Genomic DNA, 22039 nt, shown 5'->3' on the forward strand with positions numbered 1-22039 from the left:
ATGACGGGATGTAGTTGGTTAAAAAAAAACCTGTATATAAACCATCATCACTGGAGTCAGCTTTTATGGGAATAGATGATATTTTAAAGAAATCGCATAATGGTGATACGATAGATCTCAATGATCTGATTGAGCTTCTTAGCTTACCGGTATCTTCACCTGATATGTACAGGGTGATTGCTGAGGCTAATCGTCTTTCGCGGGAACTTTCGGCGGGAAAAGCTGAAGTGTATGCTCAGTTTTCGGTTAATCTTGCGCCGTGCAACTATGAATGTCAGTTTTGTTCCTTTTCCTATATGAATAATATTTTCAGTGAGTCCACCGAACTGTCGCCTTTGGAAGCGGTAGAAAAGGCCCGGCAGTTTGAATCCGAAGGAGCAAATGCAGTGTTTATGATGTCAACAGCTCAGTTCCCCTTTGAACGGTATCTGGAAATCGCTAAGGAAGTACGGGATAAACTCAGGCCCCAAACAACGCTTATCGGCAATGTTGGTGATCAATCTTTGAAAAATGCACAACGGCTCAGGGATGCAGGGTTTAGCGGTGTTTATCATGCGTTACGGTTGAGGGAGGGGAGAGATACCAATCTAATGCCCGAAAAACGGAAAGAATCGATTCTGAATTTCAAAGAGGCCGGACTTGAAGCTGGTACCTGTGTTGAGCCGGTTGGACCGGAGCATACAAATCGGGAGATTGCCGAAATGATCCAATTTACTGCTGGTTTTAATCCTTCTCACAGTGGCTCGGCCAGAAGAATACCCATACCAGGAACTGAAATGGCGAAGCGTGGGATGATTAGTGAGTTGGGTATGGCACACATTGTTGCTGTTACCAGAATCGGAATGCCGCGAACTGTTTTGGGAAATTGTACACACGAGTTCTGTACACTTGGAGCTTTGGCTGGCGCAAACCTGTTTTGGGCAGAAGCTGGAGCAAATCCCCGTGATATTGCCCAAAAAACCGAAGAGGGTAGAGGCGAAACTGTCGATAGCTGTAAGACTTTGTTTCAGGAAAGCGGCTGGGAAACACTTGAAGGTACTTCAGTATTTTATAACCGGTAAATGGATGTAAACAAAAAAATAAAGGGATTAGTAGTAGAGACATTTTCCGTAGTTACCCGATAACCCCCAAAATGCACCCTGTATAAAGCAGTTAAGGCTTTGGGGGAGGTTAATGTATGAAAATGAAACCGGATTTTCTAATCTCATTTTTAGTTGTGGGTGATATGTTCGTTCACAGTCATAGAATAGACCGGCTATGATCTTTCTTCCAGACAGTGTTTAGGTATAGTCCCGAACCATCTTTACTGATTGTGAGTCTTCCAGCGTATATAGTCATTAAAAGAATCTATATCGCTTAATGTTGGCATCAGAACTGTTCTTAAATTGAAGGTATTAGAAATCGTTAATGTTTCTTTTAGTAACTTTGATGTGCCCCATTGGGTAGCATCGAAAATTTTCAATCCCGAATTATTAACTCCTGCAAGATGATATCCTCCATCTTCAACTGGTCCCAGCACTACATCAGCACCCTCTTTTAGGTGATTTGCAGCTTGAAGTATACAGTCACAACTGCGTTGGGGACAATCTGCTCCAATTAGTATATAGTGGGTGTATCCATGTTTGTAGCACTGTTTGCAGGCATTTTTCATTCGGTCACCCAGGTCATTTCCCTTTTGTGAGATGAATGTGGTCGCTTTTGTGAAAATAGTTCTCAAGTCTCCGGGACCTGAAGTACCAGCATAGGCTACATAATGGGGCAACTTTTCAAGAGAACTGGCGGTTTTTTCCAGTAATTCACGATATATCATGTGGGCTTTGTGTGGGCCCTCTGTTTGCGCAATGCGTGTTTTTACCGGAACATCTGGTGTTTTTGTGATGACTATAATCACTACCTTATTTAGTACTGTTTGTTGTTCCATAAAACTATCCTCTCACTTGTTTTCTGCAGGCTTTCCTATCAAAAACATCAAATTTCTTGCCACTTACAGTTTTTTTTATTCTTGTATGTTCAAAAGATCAAGGCTTTACTCAAACTTTACTAATTTTTCTTGTAGTAAAACTCATATGGCCTAAGTATTGCAAACCAAGTAAATAAAAATCTTACCTGACCGGGGGGGTAAATGAAGCCGGAAATGATGATACAGCCAATGGACCAATTCAATCAGGTGCTTTTCCAAAATACTCATCCTGCCCGCCATCAAAATCCCACCCCTAAACCCGTTTATGATCTTGTGGTAATCGGAGCCGGTTCATCAGGACTGGTTACTTCAGTTGGAGCTGCACAAATGGGTGCTCGTGTAGCTTTAATAGAACGAATGTTTATGGGGGGATGTTGTCTTAATTTTGGATGCGTGCCATCTAAGGCACTTATACGTTCTGCCAGGGTGGCCTACGAACTGGGTAGAGCCAAGCATTATGGAATATGCACGGGAGAGTCGTTAGCGGTAGATTTTGCATCAGTTATGAGGAGGGTGCGGCAAATCAGGGCAAAAATCAGTTACAATGATTCAGTTGAAACTATCAGTAACAAGGGGGTGGATGTATTTTTGGGGGAGGCACATTTCATCGATAAAGATCATATAGAAGTGGCAAATGCAGTGCTTCCCTTTAAACTCGCTGCAATAACTGCAGGCGGAAGACCTATGTCACCCCGAATTGATGGTATCGATTCTTCAGAAATTATCACCAGTAAAACATTGTTTACGCTGACCGAATTACCTTCCGCTATGGCAGTGATCGGAGGTGGGCCTATTGGTTGTGAAATGGCACAGGCATTCGCTCGCTTTGGCACAAAGGTGACCATCTTTCATGCCCATGATCATCTTCTCGATAAGGAGGATGCCGATGCTGCTGAACTTATACAGAACAGGTTTAAAGCAGAAGGTATTCAGGTGCTGTTGAATTCCCGTGTTAGGAGGGGCAAGGTTCATGGGAAGCAAAAGACGCTCTATTATATACAAAACGGTGAAGAGCGGCATATTACCGTTGATGCAGTTTTGGCTGGTGCGGGACGAAAACCCAGCGTTGAGGATCTTCGTCTTGAAAATGTCGGGGTTGAATACGATCCCAAACGAGGCATACACATTGACGATCATCTGAGAACTACAAACAAGCGTATCTTTTCTGCAGGGGAGATATGTATGAAATGGAAATTCACTCATGCCGCTGAAGCGTCTGCGCAATTACTGCTTCAAAATGCGTTGCTGGGGCATAAAAAGAGGTTAAGTGATTTGATAATGCCCTGGTGTACCTATACCGATCCCGAAATTGCACATGTGGGGATGTACGAAAAGGAGGCTGTCGCAAAGGGATATCAGGTGGAAACTGTTACCCAGCCTATGTCCGCTATAGATCGTGCGATTACCGACAGCGAAACCGAAGGGTTTGTCAGAGTGCATCTTCAAAAGGGCAAAAATCGCATTCTTGGAGCATCAATAATTGCAAAACATGCAGGGGAAATGATAAATGAGATAACTGCTGTTATGAATGCTGGTGGGGCGCTAAATTTATTATCAAAGACCATTTATCCCTATCCTACACAATCGGAAGCGATAAAGAGGGTTTCTGAGTGAGGGGGTGAGTTACTAAAAAGAGATTGATAGGACTATCTTTTCCTATTTCAATAAGAAACATGAGATGAAAGTTCTTAACAGCACGAGCTTATCGACCAGGCCTCTTCAGGACAGATTGTTCTTCTTGATGTGCGCCCTGAGCCAGAGTATAATCATGCACACTTAAAGGGAGCCTCTTCCATACCACTTTCGCCGCTTAAGAGAAGAGTTGAAGATCTTCCTAAGGATAAAATGATAGTTGCCTACTGTCGCGGTCCCTACTGTATTCTTTCTGAAGAAGCTGTTACATATTTAAGAAAAAAAGGTTTTCAGGCGTATCGGTTTTTCGGCAATGTGGGCCACTTGAGCTGCACTGATTAATGATCAAAACGTTGTGGGATATTCATAACGGCTGCTTTGAGAGTGTAATGAGAAGGGGGCTATAATGTGCAGGTGCACTGCAATCTTGACCCTAAGGTGCATTTTAAAACGGGGGAGTAATCGTTGTTTTTGTATAACCGATCATGGCGCAATCGCCGCAGCTAAGGTGGATATTTGAAGTGAAAGTTATACTGCGTGTGACTACAGACTTTGACCCAGGGTAAAAACACCGTGGGTCAAAGAAATGGTGTTACGACAAAATGAGAGCTTCTTTTCTTAAAAACTCCCCTTTTAAGACTTAATACCTTAAAATAGCCGCGGCCACTGAGGGTGCCGGTATTTGTTCTGGTTTTAGCACATACACCACTCCACCCTTTTGCATGGTATTGAGTGCGGCTGTTTGCAAAAGATCCTCATCACCCTCTTCTAATCTTTCGTGCACCTCTACATTATCAAGTGGCTGATCCTTAATTTTTCCCCATGCATGTGTACCACTATCGAGAATAAAGAGCGTTTCAACTCTGCCGTGTGATGAGCCGTTGACTATAGTCTCCAGATCTTCGACGACCATCGGACTGTGTTCACCTTCAAGTTGTTTGAAAAAATCCAACGCCTTACGCTCTGTTTCCTGAAGATGGGGAACAACGATCTTCCAGGCCAAACTGTGAAGCTCCTCTTCACTTACATTCTCCGAACCGTTCTGAATACACTCTTCCATCAGGTAGGGATAGGTATTTGCCTCCCTGTAGATTGGATTTTGATATTCAACACCAGCGGTAATAAGAGGTGATTTGCTGTTTTTAAGTATCGCCCTTATGGCATCATTTACTCGGTGAAAATAGTTTAATATATTAACTTTCCTTTTATCTGTTTGTCTTCCATAGCCAAAAATGGTTATGGGATTGTTGCCACGACTAATAGAGGGTTTACTGGAAAACTGTACATCCTTTTCTTTTGTATCGAAATGAAGGGTTTCATCAAGACCAGGAGGAATAAGGTCTGATTCTACTCTGTTTATGGAAAAACGGTCACATTTGTAGAGCCGTACCCCCCGGATATTAAGTATAAGAAGATAAAACGTTGTGTCACCTGAAAGCAGAGTAATCAGGGGTTTAAGATGGAATCGTTTTCCCACATAGCTTAATTCCGGAAATGGTTGGGGTAAGCGATAAACGGCCGAATATTCAGTACTGGCAAAATACACCAGTCCATCACTCATGTGCTGCCAAAAGGGACCGTCATTAAGCAGACGTTTGGCATCTGATAGAAAATCTGATGCTTCTGTACTGCGAAACCCCCGCTCGATTAACTTTAGTTCTGCTTGTTTAACCAGGTTTTTGAATCTGGTAGGGTTTTGTTGCATATCGTAACCAGTTTTAATTGTAGGCATATAGATTGAAACACAATTTGATTTTACTGATGATAATTCTTGAAGCTGATCTCTGGTGAAAATATCCACTGTTCCCTCCTGTTTTTATGACTCTGTTGTAAGAAAAAAAGCAAGTATAATGCCAGTGAGTGTTACTGTCCATAAGTGGCATCTCATTTGCCTAATTTTTGTATAGATTAGAAAGGAGCTAAATAGATGAATAATAAGGATTACCAAAATGAAAACGATAAAAACACTTTTGAATCGATGTCTGTGGCACAAATTTTCAAACGAATAAAGAATCAGGTTTTTATGCTCGCCAAAAAAGAGGTTACCTTAGCAAAAGAAGAAGCGAAGGAGGATTTAAGAAGGGAACTGTTTACCCTTAAGGGTATTCTCATTGCTGCTGTTTTGTTTCTACTTACCGTTTGTATGCTTCTTGTTACCCTGACGTTTATTCTTGGTAATTATGTGTCACTATGGGTTGCAGGACTAATTATAACTGGGGTGTTACTGCTTGCATCACTGATTGTTGCAGCTGTAGCCTGGAAAAAGAGAGTCACCTCTGCGTTACCCAAAACAAAGAAAACGATAAAAAAAGATATCAAAATAGCTAAAGGGAGATTTGCATGAGCGAAGATGCGAGGGGAGAAAACGAAGTGGATAGAGCAAACAGTGCTCAGGATTTAGAAAAGCAGATCGAGCAGATACAAGAAGATCTAAATGAGCTGGTATCGGAGGTTTTAAAAAGAAAAACTGTTTGGATAAAGAAAACAATAAGCCCCAAAGTTTTAGCGATTATTGCTCTACTGTTTTTTTTATGCTTTTTGGAAAAACTCTTTGGGGCAAAAGAGTGCAACTGCTCTAAACGATGTAGATAAAGTACGTTATTGCCATTCACCTTTAAACAGAGGTTTTACAATAGCAGATGAAGGATCTATATTAAATTCCTTAAAAAGATCGGCTGTTTTGGAAGTTTCCTTTCTACCCCGCGGACTTACTCCAAGCTCTTTTTGAGGCTCCTTTGAGGCTGAAACCATCACCAGCTCACATCCTTCATAGTTTAGGAACTCAGGAGGCTCTACATCGGTAAATCGTTTGCCTTCAAATTTATTCATAAGATAGTCGGGGTACTGAGCTTTGCCTCTGCGGGGAAGCCCGGCTCCTGAGGGGGATGGTCTTTGGGGGTTTTTAACGGTGATTATGTAACTGGCCTTCTCCTCGATATGTAACTCCTGCTGCACATCACCGGGTGAACGGGGCAGCTCAAGAGAGTAGGCCAGGTGAGTATGATTGTGATGCACTGCAAGTAAATATACCCCTTCACCTGCAGCACGTGCAGCGGGCAGTTTCCTTTCACCTCGGGTTTTGGTGCTGTAGCGCTCTTCACTGAGCACCTCTCTTAACGACTCCGCATTTTCGGTCACTAATTCCACAAATCCCCAGTTTCTCTCCTGTGCGCCGTGTTCAACCGCTGGGAGTTCTTTTTTTCCTATTGCTATCATCCGATACAAACCCTTGTGATCGGGTCTCAGTATCATATGGAGTCTCTGTATATCACTTTCATTTTTTACCTGTGCTCTTTGTACTCTTGGGCGATAAAAAAAATAGATGCTTCCTCTCTCAAGTAGTATTGATTCATTTGAACTCATGCGCTCATCCCCTTAATACTTAAGATTGTCATAGAAATCAAACAACTTCTTTTCATACTCTTGGCTAACACCGATAGTTGGATCGTAGGGCGGACTTTTCGCCAGGTCCTCTTCATCGACTGATACGAAAATTTTGGACATTCCCCAGCTTACAGATTTAACCCAGTGCAGGGGAATGAGGGTCATTTTTCCTCTCACGCCATATCCCGAAGTTACCGCCAGATACCGAACGGTCCATTCTGAAACATCCAGTATTAGATCTTCCATTCTACCATTTTCGCCTGTACCGGTTTCAATTCGGTATTGAAAAATATCCACAAGGCTTCTGAGTTCGGGACTGAAGCTGCTTTCCTGTTCTGCTCTTGAAAATTCCATCTCTCTTATCTCATCTTCATCGCTTTCCCGGGGCATACCAAGCATATAGAGCTCTTCATCCTCTTCATTCATAAACTCTCCAATTCCGGGTTCGGTATCAAGGGCTGGGTCCACCTCCTCATCTCCCGGAAGCTCCCCCCCTTCCGATTCAGTGGTTTTGGTGTCTGCAGTGTCCAGAAAAGATACCTGTCCCCAGTAGATTGGCCACTCATAATGCCTTCTGACCGCTATTTCGTATTGAAGCGATATGGGCAGGTCGGTATCGACTTCGGGACTTTCCAGGATTTTACTTTTTTTAAGCGTAACGGGTAGAATCATTTTGTCCCAATCCGCTTCACCCACAGAAATTGGTGCTATGAGTGCTTTTCTGTCTATGAGCAAATCACTTATATCCACGACAAAATATCGTACAGTCCACTCCTGGTCATCAAAGTAGATATCTTTTATTACACCGACATAGCCATCCAGTGCCTCTACTTTAAAGTTTAGTAACTCTTTTGCTTTTCGCAGCATCATTTCACTCCTTACCCTACAATTGATACTTGGCTCAAAACGGCAACGACTTAAGTGACAGAAATATCAAAGGGTGTGCCATGCGTCTCTATTCTCACCCCGTTTTCGATTTTGCGAATCGTTTTGGGAGTCAAAATGAGAAAGTGGCTCTGAAGTGCTGATTAGGGCAGGTTTTTCGCTCGGCACGGATTTTGATTGTATCCTCTACACACCCCAAAAGGGTGAGAAAAACGAGAAAAACATGTGGTAAGCGGTTTTGTTGTAATCATTATCACATCACATAAGCCTGGAAGTGTTTTCAGGGATCATCTTTCACCATTTTCAAAGGATGTTGTATGTCTCAGAAGCTTTATATTGGTAACCTCCCCTACAGAACCACAGAAAACGATGTCAGACAACTCTTCAACAAGTACGAGCCGATTCATTCGGTGGTGCTTATCTCTGACAGGGAAACGGGCAGATCACGCGGTTTTGGATTCATTGAGCTGGATGAAGATTGTGCGGATGCAGCGATTAGTGAGCTGGGAGACACAATCTTTGGTGGAAGAAATCTTCGAATCAGCAAAGCCAGAGACAGAGATGAAGGGATGCGCGCAGGTGCAACGCGCATGCAGGCCTACAATCGTAGTTAAGAAGAGTTGCTCCATCACTTTGTGAGAATCTGCTACTTCTGGCCAGGGGGAGAAACCTATTCTTTCCCTGGTCCACGCAAATTGTATACATCAGGCAGTTAACTAAAATTCTTCATCGTTTAATTTCTGATACTAATCTTAATATCTTAAAAAAGTAAGTTTTTACTCTGGCTTATCTATTGCTTATATCCTAAAAGAAGAGTAGATCGTAACCCTGGAGGTATTGATGTGGATAAAATGGTTTCCCTGGAAATTTGTCTTAAAACGCGTTGCACTGGCCCAAGGATTTGTAGATCCAATTCACGTTCTTTCACGCTTTAATAAGTTCGCACAGCCTTCTGAGGTACTGGCACCCGTGGAATTACTGAGAGCAGGTGCTGTTCTTCACTCAAGAGGGTTAATAAATAGTCAGGTTATACAGCACAACCTCGATTGGGTTTGGCCCTTTTGGGCAGAGAAGCAATTTGACCCTAAAGACCACTCCTTTATTCCGCGTGCATTCTCAATTACCCATATCAATTTAACTCATAGAAACTGGACTGCTGTTGGGATACCGGGGTGTAATGAACTGGCAGTGGTAGACCCGCGAGGGCTGGTGATGCCCTACTTTGATTCGTGGAGCCTGGAGTTTTGGCTTACAAGTGATGATGGCGCAACACTTTTTCCCTCACGGGCACCACAGGCCAAACAGAGTATCTCTTCGGCTGCAGGGCTCAGCCTGGAAACCGAAATTGAGCACAATCAACTTAAGCTTACTACCAAAACATCTGTTGAGCTTAAAAATGGGTTGCCTTTTTGTAAGATTGAGGGTGAGGGGGGTGTAGGAAATTCGGGGTATATAATCGCAGCACTTCGGCCATATAATCCCGAAGGTATCTCTTTTATTCACAGTGTGGAATCAATGCACTCGGGGCTGGGATGGATAGTGGATGAAAAGGACAGAGTATGGTTTAACAGAAAACCTCAGCAGATTTACTTATCAAATTACGGAAAAGGTGATGTTTCTCATCTGTTTGGATCAAAATCTGCCCAAGAAGAAAAAAGTGTTATCTGTGATGTAGGTATGGTTACAGCAATGGCTTTATTTAGAATAGATGCCTCTCAGAAAAAGGGCACTGTAAAGATAGAAATACCGCTTGGAGAAAAAGAATACAGAAAGAAAAAACTATTCGGGGCAAATGCCACTCAGGAGCAGATCTGGAAGGAGAGTTTAAAGGGACAATGTCAGTTGGAGTTTAAGGTTAGCTCCTACGAACATCTTTTTAAAACAGCTGTAAGCACCCTGGTTCTCCATACTCCTTTAGATTCCTATGCTGGGCCTTATACCTATAAACGGTTTTGGTTTAGAGATGCTGCTTTTATCGTTAATGCACTGTTGTGTGCAGGACTAAAAACGAGAGCAAAACAGATTATCGAACGTTTTTTTCACCGTCAGAACTCCTCCGGCTACTTCCTTTCTCAGGAGGGGGAATGGGATTCCAATGGCCAGGCACTATGGGCTATGGAACGATACTGCTCTCTTGGCGATTATACCCCACCAGAGCATTGGCTAAATGCGGTAGAAAAAGGGTGTTTTTGGATAATGCACAAAAGGAAACAAAGCAGTTCCTTTCCGGGGCTTCTACCAGCAGGTTTTAGTGCTGAGCATCTGGGTCCAAATGATCACTACTACTGGGATAATTTCTGGTGTGTTGCAGGGTTGAGGGCTGGTGCGGAAATTTTGAAAAGAGGTGGAAGAAACGATTCTGCAGAAAAAGTCAGCAAAGACTGTATCGAGTTTCTCAAAGACATAGAGCGATATATGGCTGAATTCAGAGAAAATGTACAATCCGATGCAATGCCTGCTTCACCAAACCGTAGATTGGACAGTGGAGCGGTAGGGTCATTGGCGGTAGGGTATCCTCTGATGCTTTGGCAGCCCGATGACAGACGTCTTTTGCAAACCGCAAACTACCTCTTTGATAACTGTCTGCTTGATGGTGCTTTTTATCATGACATAAGTCATTCGGGAATAAATCCTTATCTTTCCCTTCATATTGCGCAGGTACTTATGCGTGCGGGAGACCAAAAATTTCGCTTCATTATGGATTCAATCGCAAACCTGGCATCTTCTACCGGTCAGTGGCCTGAAGCCATCCACCCCTTACTAAAAACCGGATGTATGGGTGATGGGCAGCATGTATGGGCTGCTGCGGAGTGGGTGATGATGGTTAGAAATAGTTTTATATGTGAAGATAATTACGGGAAAATAGTTCTTTGTCAGGGGATTATTGATGAGTATCTTACAGATAGTAAAACGCTGTCTTTTGGACCGGCGCCTACCACACATGGAGCGTTTACAGTAGAGGTAAACGTGTTGTCTGAGTCACAAATTGAGGTAAAATGGTTCGGCCAATATAATAGTACCCCTCCTGAAGTAATTGAGATAGCAATGCCCGGAAAAGAGCGTATAAGAGTTGATGGAAATAAAGGAAGTGTCAAAATTGAACGGTAAAAAGATGAATATTTTAATGATGACCAATACGTATCTGCCCTTTGTTGGAGGTGTGGAACGATCGGTGGAAACATTCTCAAAAGAGTATAGAAAACTTGGGCACAATGTCAAAGTTGTCGCGACGCGCTATGAGGGGTTTAAAGAGGATGATGAGGATATAATAAGAGTTCCGGCATTACAACATTTTAATGGAACCGATTTTTCTGTTCAGTTACCGGTTCCCGGTGTTTTAAACTCCTTATTTAAATATTTCACCCCGCATATCATTCACTCTCATCACCCCTTTATGTTGGGAGATTCTGCGCTTAGATTAGCTGCTCAGTTTAAAATACCAATTGTTTTCACTTTTCACACTTACTATGAGCACTATACTCATTACATTCCAGGTGATTCTGCCGCTATGAAAAGGTTTGTAGCGGCTTTGGCCACCGGCTACGCAAACCTTTGTGATTGCGTTATTGCACCCAGTAAAAGTGTGGCTAAGGAAATAATTAAAAGAGGGGTGATTACTCCTGTTGAGGCAATTCCCACCGGCATATGTCTTTCTGATTTTGCCGAGGGAAATGGAAAAAAATTTAGAAAAGAACATAATATTCCTTCGGGTGCTTTTGTGGTGGGTTTTATAAGTCGTCTTGCTCCAGAAAAGAATTTAAAATTTCTTGCCGAATCGGTTAAAGAGTTTTTAATCAGGAATAAGAAAGCTCACTTTTTACTGGTGGGGAGCGGGCCATGTGAGAAAGATATAAAAGACTGTTTCAATGAGAACACTCTATCAGCACGTTTCCATCACATTGGTACGGTTACGGGAAAAAATCTAGTGGATGCATACCATGCAATGGATGTTTTTGCCTTCACATCGTTCAGTGAAACTCAGGGGCTGGTTCTTACGGAGGCTATGGCTTCAGGGGTTCCGGTAGTAGCGTTGGATTCACCTGTGGTAAGTGAGATTGTGAGTAATCTGTATAATGGCATTATCGTCAAAAAACAGAGACATGATTCTTTTTGTGATGCTCTTTCTATTATGTATCATTCAAGCACAATAAAAAAAGCGCAGTTTAAAGAGGCTGCTTTCATGACTGCCAAAACCTATGAAAAACAGCTTTGTGTAAAAAAAGTATTAACAATATATTCTGAGCTTCTCAAAAAGCGATATGTGAAACGAGACAGAACTGACAGCATGTGGGAAAAGGCAATGAGAATGATTAAAGCAGAACTTGAACTTATATACAATATGACCAAAGCTACTGGTGCTGCAATGAATGATAAAAAAGATTCAAAACCTTTCGATAACCCCAGTTAGGCCAGTATTGTAAGCAAAAATGAGCAGGAAGAACTGATGTTTGGAAAAAGGATCACTATTGCAGCAATAAAAGGTTTTGAACTAAAAGTACAGTATGTGACACTGTTATTTTTAGGGGTTCTTCTCCTTCTTCTCGTATACGGAATCTTTCCGTACTCTTTTTCTTCTCTCTCTTCTGTTACATACTGGTGGATGGGGCTTTCGGTTCTTGTTGGCGTATTGGTCTCAATAGCTTTTCATGAATACGTTCATCTGTTAGTGTATTGTTTATTGGGTGTTAGAGTAAACTCTGTTACCCTATTTTTATTTGGCGGAGTTAGGGAGTGTGAAAACGACTCTCTTTCCTGGGAAAAGGAGATTGTAGCTTCACTGAGCGGTCCTCTTGCCAGCACAATTTTTGCTTTCTGTTTTTACATCCTTGTGCTGCTCACAACAGAGATGATGTGGTCCATACCAATCAATGGTGTAGTATTATTTTTATTCTATTATAATCTTTTACTGGTAGGTTTAAATCTGCTTCCTTTCTTTCCCCTTGATGGGGGATTTTTGGTTCGGCTTTTCTTTCATTATGTTACAAAAAACATCAGAAAGGCTTCAATGATAAGTAATGCTATGACTACTGTGGGAAGTATGCTTTTTATCACCATAGGGATGGCATTTTTGCTCGGTGGAAGTTTTGTTGGGGGGCTTTGGTGGGTAATCTTTGGAATTTCTATGATTCATGCTTCTGAATTAGCTGTCCAAAAATACATAAACCGCTTGCAGATAGAAGATATAAGTGAGCTTTCGGAAAAGGTAAGAACAAAGGTGATAGGGGGAACTGTTTCAATTCAAAATTTTGTAACCGATTGTCTTTGCAGAGAAAGTTGTCAGGTTTTTCCGGTAGAGAAGGAGGGGATGCTTGTTGGGCAAATCGGACATAGGGATGTTATGAGGGTACCGGAAAAAAGATGGACTGAAATAAGTGTAGGGGAGGTTGCATCGGCAGGTTCTAAAAATTATTTCTATTATGAGCACTGTTCTTTTATCGATTTGCTTAGAGGGTGTTTTCAAAGCGGGGCAACCTCCTTTCATATTATTGATAAGAGCGGTTTTTTTAAAGGGACAGTTACCTTAAACGATATTTTAGCGACAATTGTCTCACAATTTTCCTTAGATGAGAATAATTGATGGTCAAAATAAAATCGTTTCAAAAACGAAACTGTATAACTAAACGATAACCACACTAATTTAAGCGGTTAACATATGAGGTCGAGAACATCAGAACGCCTACTGTACGGAACGAGCATTTCTCCTGGATTAGCTGAGGGAAGGGCTTTTATCTATACCGATATTTTTCTTCGGGACCATGAGCTCTACACTATAGATACCAGTGATATAAAGGAGGAAATTAAGCGAATAGAGATGGCATTTCGGGAGGTAACAGAGGATTTAAAGGCTTCAGCTGAGAGAATTGAGCGAGAGCTAAACACACACATGGCTGCCATTTTCAGGGCTCAGATCGAAATCCTTAATGATGATGTCTTAAAAAGAGAGATCAAAAATGAGCTTGAAACAGAGCTTATCAACTCAGAACAAATCATTAAGCGAGTTTTCCGGAAGTGGGAATTACGATTTCGGCAGCTAGATGATGAGACTCTCTCCTGCAGGGCTGATGATATAATTGATCTTGGAAGGAAGCTTTTAAGTGCTTTGACAGGGATTCAGGCCCATACTCTTGAACATTTACCTCATGGCAGTATTATCGTCGCTAAGAGGCTTTTGCCTTCCGATACGGTGTTTCTATCCCGAAAATCTACCCGTGGTGTAGTAACTGAGTTTGGGGGACCGGCTAGTCACACAGCGCTTCTTACAAAAGAAATTGGAATTCCGGCCGTTGGGAAGATAAAAGATGTAATCAGCATAATACGGCATAGAGAACTATTACTTTTAGATGGCTCTACCGGGCATCTGGTCATTAACCCTGAGGATAAAACCAGGCGGCGGTTTCAAAAAAGGATTTATGAAAGAAGAAGTTATCTCTTAGATTCACAAAAAAACTGTTTGGGTCAATGCGTTAGTAAGGACGGACATAAGATTGAGGTGATGGCGAATGTCAGTTGCAGAAAAGATGTGGAAAGTGCCTTTAAGAACGGGGCTGATGCTATCGGTTTATTTAGGATCGAAAATATTTATCTCTCAAGAAAGCTTCCACCTTCAACACAGGAGCTTATGAAGGAGATCGAGAAAACGATTGAACCGGCCAAAGATAAACCGGTTACTATACGGCTCCTTGATGTAGGAGGGGATAAAAAACTTTCCTATTTAAACCATTCACTTGGAGAGGATTCATTTTTAGGTAGACGGGGTATTCGTTTTTTATTAGAGTTCCCGGAATTGCTTTATACTCAATTAAATGCGCTGACTGAGCTGTCCAAAGATTACAATGTAAGAATACTTGTGCCCATGGTTACTTTTTCCCAGGAAATTGCAATGATTAGAGAGATACTTGATGATCTGATGGCAAACTCATCAGATGGGAAAAAAATCCCTCTTGGAGCAATGATTGAAACTCCTGCAGCTGCTTTGTGCATTGATGATTTTCTTCCCTATGTTGATTTTCTAAGTATCGGCTCTAATGATCTTACACAGTACACTCTTGCTGTGGGACGGGAGAACAGTTCTATAACACAGTACTTTCTTGAAGATCATCCTTCTATTATGAAGCTTTTAAGGATGGTGGTAAAAAGTGCAGGGACTATGCCGGTATCGCTTTGCGGCGAATTGGCCGGAAAGTTTGACACAATCCCTTCACTTTTAGAAAATGGACTTCGTATCCTTAGTGTTGCACCGTCACTTATTCCTCAGGTAAAACAGGTGGTTAGAGAGAGCTAAATAAGCTCCGGCAAATTATCTACAAGAAAAGCTTTAAGGTGACCATATCTGGTTGCTTTTCGTTTCGAATCTATATCATCATACACTGATCTTGCCTGCTCAACTGTTAATTCAGTGCTTTGGCAGACGCTTTTTGGGGGCAATCTGTTGTTTTTGGCCCAGAGACACAAATCCATCTTTTCGTACGGAAGTGAAAAGTAAAACTCCTCCTGTGATTGTTCCATCGGGTAAGTATCTGTGGTTGGCAATCTGTTTACTATGGTTTGGGGTATATTTAAATACCTGCCAATCTGATAGACTTGAGATTTATAGAGGTGAGCGATAGGTTTAAAGTCTGCTGATCCATCGCCATTTTTCACAAAGAATCCCTGATCGAACTCAAGCCTGTTTGGGCTCCCGGCAACAGCATAGTGTAATCGGTCCCCATGGTAGTACTCAAGCATTTTTCTTGCACGTTGCTTAAAATTGGTAGCGGCTACAAGTTTCAAGTAGGCATCTCTATCCATGCGCGAGCTTCTTGTGCTTCCGTCGGGCATCTCTACCACCAGATGAGAAATGTTGTAGCCATTAGATCTTTTCATTACTACTTTAAAAGGATTTGACGCTTCATACTCCGGTATTACCGAGCGAATCGCTTCGTTTTGAAATACATAGCAGCCAGAAGCTTCCAGTATAGGCGTGATATTATGCTCTGTATATTTGATTCCTAAATCGTGTGCAACTATTTTTCCTAACGATGATGATTCGGCTGCAGAGTGGCGTTCTGGCATTAGTACACCAAAAACACGATCAGGACCCAACGCTTTTACACAGAGTGCTGCTGTAACGCTACTGTCTATGCCGCCGGAGAGCCCTATTACAGCCCCTCTCTTTTTTAGTTCCTGGACCAATGTGTTGTTAATAAAAGAACATATTCGCTGCGTTTCAGCGTGAGCATCAATAAGAAGATCATTGTGAGATACCACTTTTCCTGATTTATTCTCACCGCTTAGAGGTGTAGCTTCATTTAACATAGTAACTCTCCTTCTATCAAAAATCAGGCACAATTTGCTTTTTTTCTTACTATGTAGTCGGTGATTCGGTTTATGGAATCCAGGTTTTCGGGGACCAGTTCTGCATCTTCCACAGAGATACCAAAATTACTTTGAATAAAATTTACCATTTCAAGCACGCCAGTAGAATCGATGATCCCTTTTTCAAGAAATGAATCGTCATCATTAAATTTAACCAAATTTGATCCCATAAGAAAGTTATTATTTATAAATCCTACTATTTCTGTTTTTATGGTAGTGTTTTCATGCATACCTAATCGCTCCTTAATAGGTGTTATGTATTGATATTTCTCCAATAAAAACATTCAAATCATATGCCATCTTAAAGCTGGATAATAATGTAGAGCATATAGCAGTATAAAGACCGTCCAAAAAAAACTTGTTACAATGGCCAAAGATTAGCATGGAATGGAGATTGCTTAAAATTCAGTAAGAAATCAGCTTTGAAACAAGATACACAAAACACAATGTGGAGCACTGCTTTATGGAAAATGAGGGTAGAAAGCGGGCTATAATTGAAAATGTAAGACCGAGGGTGGATGAAGGAAAGTTTGCTATAAAGAGGGTTGAAGGTGAAGACGTTACTGTATGGGCAGATTGTTTTGCTGATGGGCATGAGATTGTAGATGCAAGAGTATTGTATAAAAATGTGTCTGAAACTAAATGGAACAAAGCGCCCATGCGATTTATTGATAACGACAGATGGATGGGGCACTTTAGGGTAGAACGTTTAGGTACTTATAGATATACAGTAGAGGCGTGGGTAGATCATTTTCTTTCCTGGAGAGATGGGTTAGAAAAAAAATTTAAAGCTCAGACTGAAAAGGATGTTGATTATGTGGTAGGTTTGAATTTTCTCAGATCAACACTACAAAAAATAGGAAATCTCGAGCAGAAAATTGAGTTGGAGGAACTAATCGAAAAGATATCCAGTCAAAAAGACAGGCAAAAACGTTTTGAGATTGTAACTGGTGAACGGCTCTTTCAACTTATGAAAGCTAACCCGGATACTGAACTGTCGGTAACCTATTCGCCGGAGCTGGAAATTACTGTAGAGCGCCAAAAGGCGCTATTTAGCTCATGGTATGAGTTTTTTCCCAGATCGTGTTCCACTAAGGATGAGGTGCATGGAACACTGCAGGATTGTCGAAACTTGTTACCCTACATATCACAAATGGGCTTTGATGTGGTATATCTTCCACCAATTCATCCTATAGGAGAACTTAATCGTAAAGGTAAAAACAACTCCACCGTTGCAACATCCCAGGATCCGGGTAGTCCCTGGGCTATTGGATCCAGGTTTGGGGGGCATAAATCTATTCAGCCTGAACTTGGCAGTATTGAGGATTTTACCCTTTTCATCAAGGATGCAGCTTCATTTGGTCTTGAAGTGGCATTAGACATAGCTTTTCAATGCGCACCGGATCATCCCTATGTAATAGATCATCCAGAGTGGTTTTCAGTTAGGCCTGATGGATCGATTCAGTATGCAGAAAATCCACCCAAAAAATATGAAGATATTGTACCGTTTAATTTCGAAACACCAAAGTGGCAATCACTATGGAATGAACTTAAGGGAGTGGTTGAATTCTGGGTTGATAAGGGTGTGAAAATCTTTAGAGTGGATAACCCCCATACAAAACCTTTTCCTTTTTGGGAGTGGCTGATAAGAGAGATTAAAGAAGTGTATCCCGAAACGATTTTTCTCTCAGAGGCTTTTACCCGTCCTAAGATTATGTATAGACTTGCTAAGTTAGGTTTCAGTCAGTCCTATACCTATTTTACCTGGAGGAATACAAAGCGGGAACTGATCGATTATATGGAGGAATTAACTAAAAGCAATGTGTCTGAATTTTTTAGGCCTAATTTCTGGCCAAACACTCCTGATATTCTTCCTGAAGTGCTCCAGTTTGGGGGAGAGAATGCTTTTGCTTTGCGACTAATCCTTGCTGCCACTCTGTCTTCAAATTATGGTATCTATGGACCAGCGTATGAACAGTGTGTATCAGAAGCGGTAGCTGGTAAGGAGGAGTATCTTAATAGTGAGAAATATCAGATATATACCTGGGATTTGTCTCGGGGTGATAAGATGAGAAGCTTAATTGAGAAGGTTAATAAGATAAGGAATGAAAATAATGCTTTTAAACAAACTTCAAATACCAGATTCTATAGAATAGATAATGAATACCTTCTGTTTTACGGAAAATTCACTGCGGATCTCTCAGAGGCCTTTTTAGTTGTTGTAAATTTAGATCCGTTTCATGAACAAGGGGGTAAAATATATGTACCTCTTTTAGAGCTTGGAATAGAAAGTGGTCAGGCATATCTTTTAGAAGATTTACTCAGTGGAGAGAAGTTTGTGTGGCATGATATGGAAAACTATGTAAGTTTAAGTCCACACAAAACCCCTGCCTACATTTTTAAGCTTAAGAGAAAAGTGAGAAAAGAATCAGATTTTGATTATTATTAAAAAATAGGGAGTATAGAGTTTGGCTACGACCGAAAACAATAATCAAGAGATACCCTTATGGTATAAGGATGCGATTATCTATGAGGTTCATGTTCGTGCCTTTGGCGATAGTAATAGTGATGGGATTGGAGATTTTAAGGGACTTACTGAAAAACTCGATTACCTACAGAGTTTAGGGATAAATGCCATTTGGCTACTCCCTTTTTATCCCTCGCCGTTGCGTGATGATGGATATGATATCTCTGATTATTTTAATATAAACTCCGATTACGGTACATTACGTGACTTTAGGGACTTTTTGAGGGCTGCGCATAAAAGGGGTATTAGGGTAATAGCTGAGTTGGTTTTAAATCATACATCATCGGATCATAGTTGGTTTCAAAAGGCAAGGCGAGCGTCCCCTAAGTCAAAAACACGTGATGTTTATGTATGGAGCCAAACGGCTGAAAAATATAGGGATGCAAGAATTATATTTCATGACTTTGAACAATCAAACTGGTCATGGGATCATGTGGCACATGCTTATTACTGGCATAGATTCTATGCACATCAGCCCGATTTGAACTTCGATAACCCCCAGGTTCATAAGATGCTCTTTAGGGCAATTGATTTCTGGTTTTCTCTTGGGGTAGATGGGCTTCGGTTGGATGCAGTTCCCTATCTTTATGAGAGGGAAGGGACAAACTGTGAGAATTTAAAAGAGACCCATGATTTTCTGAAAAAACTCAGGGCGCATGTTGATGAGCGCTATGAGGATAAAATGCTTCTTGCTGAGGCTAACCAGTGGCCTGAAGATGCTGTTGAATATTTTGGTGAAGGTGAGGAGTGTCATATGGCTTTTCACTTTCCACTTATGCCAAGAATGTTTATGGCTATTCAAATGGAAGATAATTTCCCTATCATAGACATTCTTCGATCCACTCCGGATATTCCTTCAAACTGTCAGTGGGCTCTTTTTCTAAGAAATCATGATGAGCTTACCCTCGAAATGGTTACTGATGAGGAGAGGGACTATATGTATCGTGTGTATGCACAAGATACACGTGCAAAAATAAATCTCGGTATACGCAGAAGACTTGCCCCTCTACTTACTAATGATCGCAGAAAAATCGAGCTTATGAATATCCTCCTGTTCTCTCTTCCGGGTACTCCTATTATCTACTACGGCGATGAAATAGGAATGGGGGATAATTATTACCTGGGTGACAGAAATGGAGTTAGAACACCAATGCAATGGGGGCCCGATCGTAATGGAGGGTTTTCTAAAGCTAATCCACACAGACTATATCTCCCTGTAATCATAGATCCAGAATATCATTACGAGGCAATAAACGTACAAAACCAGGAATCCAGTTACTCATCCTTGCTGTGGTGGATGCGGGGTTTGATTTCCATGCGAAAAAAATTTAAAGCTTTCAGCAGGGGGGAAATTAAAATCATCCCCGGTGATAATCCTAAAATCCTCTCCTTTATAAGAGAATATCAGGATGAAACGGTTTTGGTTGTTGTATCACTTTCAAGATTCAGTCAACTTATACATCTGGATATGCCGGAGTATGCAGGGTATATTCCGGAGGAGGTGTTTGGAAGAAACACATTCCCTATAGTAAAAGAGACGCCGTATATGCTTACTATGGGACCCTATGACTATTACTGGTTGATGTTAAGAAAAAGTCCGGAAACTGTTGGAGTTGAAGACAGGGTTAAAGTCCTGCATACTAAAAAGAAGTGGGAGGAGATATTTTCTGGGTCTAACCGTGTAGAACTTGAGGAGCGGGTTTTACCTGAGTATTTGATGCGTAGCAGGTGGTTTGGAGCAAAAAGCAGAAGAATTAATGATATAAAGATTGTGGAAGATACAAGGGTGAGTGATGGGCCGTGGACATGTAGATTTACGATTATAAAAGTAAGCTATAGTCATGGTTCTGATGAGTATTATCTTCTCCCTCTTTCTTATGTGCCCAAACCGATGACTGGTGGCATTCAGGAAGAGTTTCCTCAATCAATAATAGCTGATATACATGTAGATAAAGAAGAGGGAATATTGTATGATGGTACCTATGATGAAAGAATACATAAACTTCTGTTTACTATAATTAAAAACAGGAGAAAATTAAGAGGGACTTTTGGTGATTTTGTAGGTGTACCTTCAAGGGAGCTTAAGAACCTGCTTAGTGGAAAACATCAGCCTATTCCTTCCAGACCGCTAAAAGTAGAGCAAAGCAACACTGCGATTCTATATGATGAGATATTGTTCCTTAAACTATACAGAAGACTCGAAGAGGGCGTTAATCCCGAACTTGAGGTATTACGGTTTCTTGGTACAAAAACTTCATTTCTTAATATCCCGCCTTACGCGGGGGCTCTTGAATATAGAACCGATAAACAGGAACCTCTTACAATTTCGATAATGCAGGGATATGTGGAAAACAGTGGCAATGCCTGGACCTATGCTTCAGGTGTTGTTACAACATACTTTGAACAGTTACTTGCTTCTTCAAAATCTCTTCCCAATTTACCTTCAACCTATCCATCACTTTTTGACATTAACCTTTCCTCGTTGCCTGAACATTTCAGGGAACTGAGTGAGGAGTTATTCTTTGAGATGGTAGCACTTCTTGGAAAGCGGACCGCAGAGCTTCATGTAGCGTTATCTGAGGCAGTGGATGAGCCTGCGTTTAACCCCGAACCATTCTCACTTTTATATCAACGATCTGTTTACCAGGCCCTTCAAGCTCTTGTTCAAAAGACCTTTAGAACACTTGAAAAAGCGGTGAAAAAGATGTCTTCACCAATAAAAGAAGAAGCTCTTGGAGTGATGAAACATGAGCGTCAGATCCTCGAGGTGATGAGAAAGATAGCATACAAAAAGATTGCATCCGAAAAGATCAGAATTCATGGTGATTACCATCTTGGACAAGTTCTTTTTACTGGTAAAGATTTTATAATTATGGATTTTGAAGGGGAGCCGACCCGTGCCCTAAGTGAGAGAAAACTTAAACGTTCTCCATTTAGAGATATTGCCGGTATGCTGAGGTCATTTCATTATGTAGCTTACAGCACTCTCTTTCATGAATCATCATTCAGGGCACAGGATATAGAGTTTCTTGAACAATGGATTGAACCCTGGTATCATTATATTAGTGGCGTATACTTGACCAGTTACCTTGAAAATACTAAGAATTGCTCATTTATTCCTGATAACACAAATGATGTATTTACACTTCTTAGAACATTTCTTCTGGACAAAGCCATTTACGAACTCGGTTATGAGATAAATAACCGGCCAGAGTGGATAACAATTCCTATAAGAGGTATTAAAAATATACTCAAGGAATCAGGAAAATTACATTAAATTAAGAATACTTTGGGGG

The 22039-nt window shown here is 41.2% G+C and carries 17 protein-coding genes; 11 read left to right on the forward strand and 6 right to left on the reverse strand.

Features of this window, described 5'->3' with window-relative positions; genetic code table 11:
- Nucleotides 1-14: 14 nt before the first annotated feature.
- Nucleotides 15-1061 carry a hypothetical protein gene (locus tag QA601_10190; protein ID MDG5815449.1) on the forward strand — a complete coding sequence of 349 codons (1047 nt, stop codon included), beginning with the start codon at nt 15-17 and terminating at the stop codon, nt 1059-1061.
- Nucleotides 1062-1303: 242 nt separating this feature from the next.
- Here QA601_10190 and QA601_10195 read toward each other — a convergent pair whose 3' ends face one another.
- Entirely contained in the window at nt 1304-1921 is a 618-nt protein-coding gene (locus tag QA601_10195) for a TIGR04282 family arsenosugar biosynthesis glycosyltransferase (GenBank protein MDG5815450.1), read from the reverse strand.
- A 201-nt stretch (nt 1922-2122) separates the two neighbouring features.
- Between QA601_10195 and QA601_10200 the strand changes: the two genes are divergently transcribed.
- Nucleotides 2123-3574 (forward strand): mercuric reductase, encoded by a 1452-nt coding sequence (locus tag QA601_10200; protein ID MDG5815451.1) that lies wholly within the window; start codon nt 2123-2125, stop codon nt 3572-3574.
- A gap of 658 nt (nt 3575-4232) precedes the next feature.
- Here QA601_10200 and QA601_10205 read toward each other — a convergent pair.
- The gene (locus QA601_10205; protein MDG5815452.1) at nt 4233-5393 is read right to left on the reverse strand and encodes a hypothetical protein; all 1161 of its coding nucleotides are present in this window, start codon (nt 5391-5393) and stop codon (nt 4233-4235) included.
- A 126-nt stretch (nt 5394-5519) separates the two neighbouring features.
- Between QA601_10205 and QA601_10210 the strand changes: the two genes are divergently transcribed.
- Together QA601_10210 and QA601_10215 are read left to right on the forward strand one after the other, a co-directional pair.
- Nucleotides 5520-5936, forward strand: coding sequence for a phage holin family protein (locus QA601_10210; protein MDG5815453.1), 417 nt, complete (start codon nt 5520-5522; stop codon nt 5934-5936).
- Nucleotides 5933-6184 (forward strand): hypothetical protein, encoded by a 252-nt coding sequence (locus QA601_10215; protein MDG5815454.1) that lies wholly within the window; start codon nt 5933-5935, stop codon nt 6182-6184. The genes QA601_10210 and QA601_10215 overlap by 4 nt, the downstream gene beginning before the upstream one ends.
- Nucleotides 6185-6190: 6 nt before the next feature.
- Here the strand turns inward: QA601_10215 and QA601_10220 are convergent, their stop codons facing one another.
- Nucleotides 6191-6955 carry a hypothetical protein gene (locus tag QA601_10220; protein MDG5815455.1) on the reverse strand — a complete coding sequence of 255 codons (765 nt, stop codon included), beginning with the start codon at nt 6953-6955 and terminating at the stop codon, nt 6191-6193.
- Nucleotides 6956-6967: 12 nt separating this feature from the next.
- A complete protein-coding gene (locus QA601_10225) occupies nt 6968-7846 on the reverse strand; it encodes a PRC-barrel domain-containing protein (protein MDG5815456.1) in 879 nt (292 codons plus the stop codon).
- A gap of 332 nt (nt 7847-8178) precedes the next feature.
- Between QA601_10225 and QA601_10230 the strand changes: the two genes are divergently transcribed.
- From QA601_10230 to ptsP, 5 genes are all read left to right on the forward strand, one after another.
- Nucleotides 8179-8475 (forward strand): hypothetical protein, encoded by a 297-nt coding sequence (locus QA601_10230; GenBank protein MDG5815457.1) that lies wholly within the window; start codon nt 8179-8181, stop codon nt 8473-8475.
- A gap of 226 nt (nt 8476-8701) precedes the next feature.
- Entirely contained in the window at nt 8702-10969 is a 2268-nt protein-coding gene (locus QA601_10235) for a hypothetical protein (GenBank protein MDG5815458.1), read from the forward strand.
- Nucleotides 10959-12269 carry a glycosyltransferase gene (locus tag QA601_10240; protein ID MDG5815459.1) on the forward strand — a complete coding sequence of 437 codons (1311 nt, stop codon included), beginning with the start codon at nt 10959-10961 and terminating at the stop codon, nt 12267-12269. The genes QA601_10235 and QA601_10240 overlap by 11 nt, the downstream gene beginning before the upstream one ends.
- Nucleotides 12270-12305: 36 nt before the next feature.
- On the forward strand, nt 12306-13439 hold the full coding sequence (locus tag QA601_10245; GenBank protein ID MDG5815460.1) for a hypothetical protein: 1134 nt from the start codon (nt 12306-12308) through the stop codon (nt 13437-13439).
- Between the two features lie 75 nt (nt 13440-13514).
- Nucleotides 13515-15143 (forward strand): phosphoenolpyruvate--protein phosphotransferase, encoded by a 1629-nt coding sequence (gene ptsP / locus QA601_10250; GenBank protein MDG5815461.1) that lies wholly within the window; start codon nt 13515-13517, stop codon nt 15141-15143.
- On the opposite strand, the gene nadE is transcribed toward ptsP, so the two are convergent.
- Nucleotides 15140-16156, reverse strand: a complete 1017-nt coding sequence (gene nadE / locus QA601_10255; protein ID MDG5815462.1) for an NAD(+) synthase — start codon at nt 16154-16156, stop codon at nt 15140-15142. The two genes, ptsP and nadE, sit on opposite strands and share 4 nt — an antisense overlap.
- 23 nt (nt 16157-16179) lie before the next feature.
- A complete protein-coding gene (locus QA601_10260; GenBank protein ID MDG5815463.1) occupies nt 16180-16446 on the reverse strand; it encodes an acyl carrier protein in 267 nt (88 codons plus the stop codon).
- A gap of 233 nt (nt 16447-16679) precedes the next feature.
- Between QA601_10260 and QA601_10265 the strand changes: the two genes are divergently transcribed.
- Together QA601_10265 and treS are read left to right on the forward strand one after the other, a co-directional pair.
- The gene (locus QA601_10265) at nt 16680-18665 is read left to right on the forward strand and encodes an alpha-1,4-glucan--maltose-1-phosphate maltosyltransferase (protein MDG5815464.1); all 1986 of its coding nucleotides are present in this window, start codon (nt 16680-16682) and stop codon (nt 18663-18665) included.
- A gap of 19 nt (nt 18666-18684) precedes the next feature.
- A complete protein-coding gene (treS, locus tag QA601_10270; GenBank protein MDG5815465.1) occupies nt 18685-22020 on the forward strand; it encodes a maltose alpha-D-glucosyltransferase in 3336 nt (1111 codons plus the stop codon).
- Nucleotides 22021-22039: the final 19 nt, after the last annotated feature.

It is taken from the genome of Chitinispirillales bacterium ANBcel5, from assembly GCA_029688955.1.
Lineage (GTDB): Bacteria > Fibrobacterota > Chitinivibrionia > Chitinivibrionales > Chitinispirillaceae > Cellulosispirillum > Cellulosispirillum alkaliphilum.

Bases quoted from the DNA above. Each gene is read 5' to 3' on its own strand.
- QA601_10210 (MDG5815453.1), top strand. From the start codon at position 5,520: ATGAATAATAAGGATTACCAAAATGAAAACGATAAAAACACTTTTGAA.
- QA601_10225 (MDG5815456.1), bottom strand. From the start codon at position 7,846: ATGATGCTGCGAAAAGCAAAAGAGTTACTAAACTTTAAAGTAGAGGCA.
- QA601_10230 (MDG5815457.1), top strand. From the start codon at position 8,179: ATGTCTCAGAAGCTTTATATTGGTAACCTCCCCTACAGAACCACAGAA.
- QA601_10235 (MDG5815458.1), top strand. From the start codon at position 8,702: ATGTGGATAAAATGGTTTCCCTGGAAATTTGTCTTAAAACGCGTTGCA.
- QA601_10220 (MDG5815455.1), bottom strand. From the start codon at position 6,955: ATGAGTTCAAATGAATCAATACTACTTGAGAGAGGAAGCATCTATTTT.
- QA601_10260 (MDG5815463.1), bottom strand. From the start codon at position 16,446: ATGCATGAAAACACTACCATAAAAACAGAAATAGTAGGATTTATAAAT.
- QA601_10265 (MDG5815464.1), top strand. From the start codon at position 16,680: ATGGAAAATGAGGGTAGAAAGCGGGCTATAATTGAAAATGTAAGACCG.
- QA601_10195 (MDG5815450.1), bottom strand. From the start codon at position 1,921: ATGGAACAACAAACAGTACTAAATAAGGTAGTGATTATAGTCATCACA.
- ptsP (MDG5815461.1), top strand. From the start codon at position 13,515: ATGAGGTCGAGAACATCAGAACGCCTACTGTACGGAACGAGCATTTCT.
- nadE (MDG5815462.1), bottom strand. From the start codon at position 16,156: ATGTTAAATGAAGCTACACCTCTAAGCGGTGAGAATAAATCAGGAAAA.
- QA601_10245 (MDG5815460.1), top strand. From the start codon at position 12,306: ATGTTTGGAAAAAGGATCACTATTGCAGCAATAAAAGGTTTTGAACTA.
- QA601_10215 (MDG5815454.1), top strand. From the start codon at position 5,933: ATGAGCGAAGATGCGAGGGGAGAAAACGAAGTGGATAGAGCAAACAGT.
- QA601_10200 (MDG5815451.1), top strand. From the start codon at position 2,123: ATGAAGCCGGAAATGATGATACAGCCAATGGACCAATTCAATCAGGTG.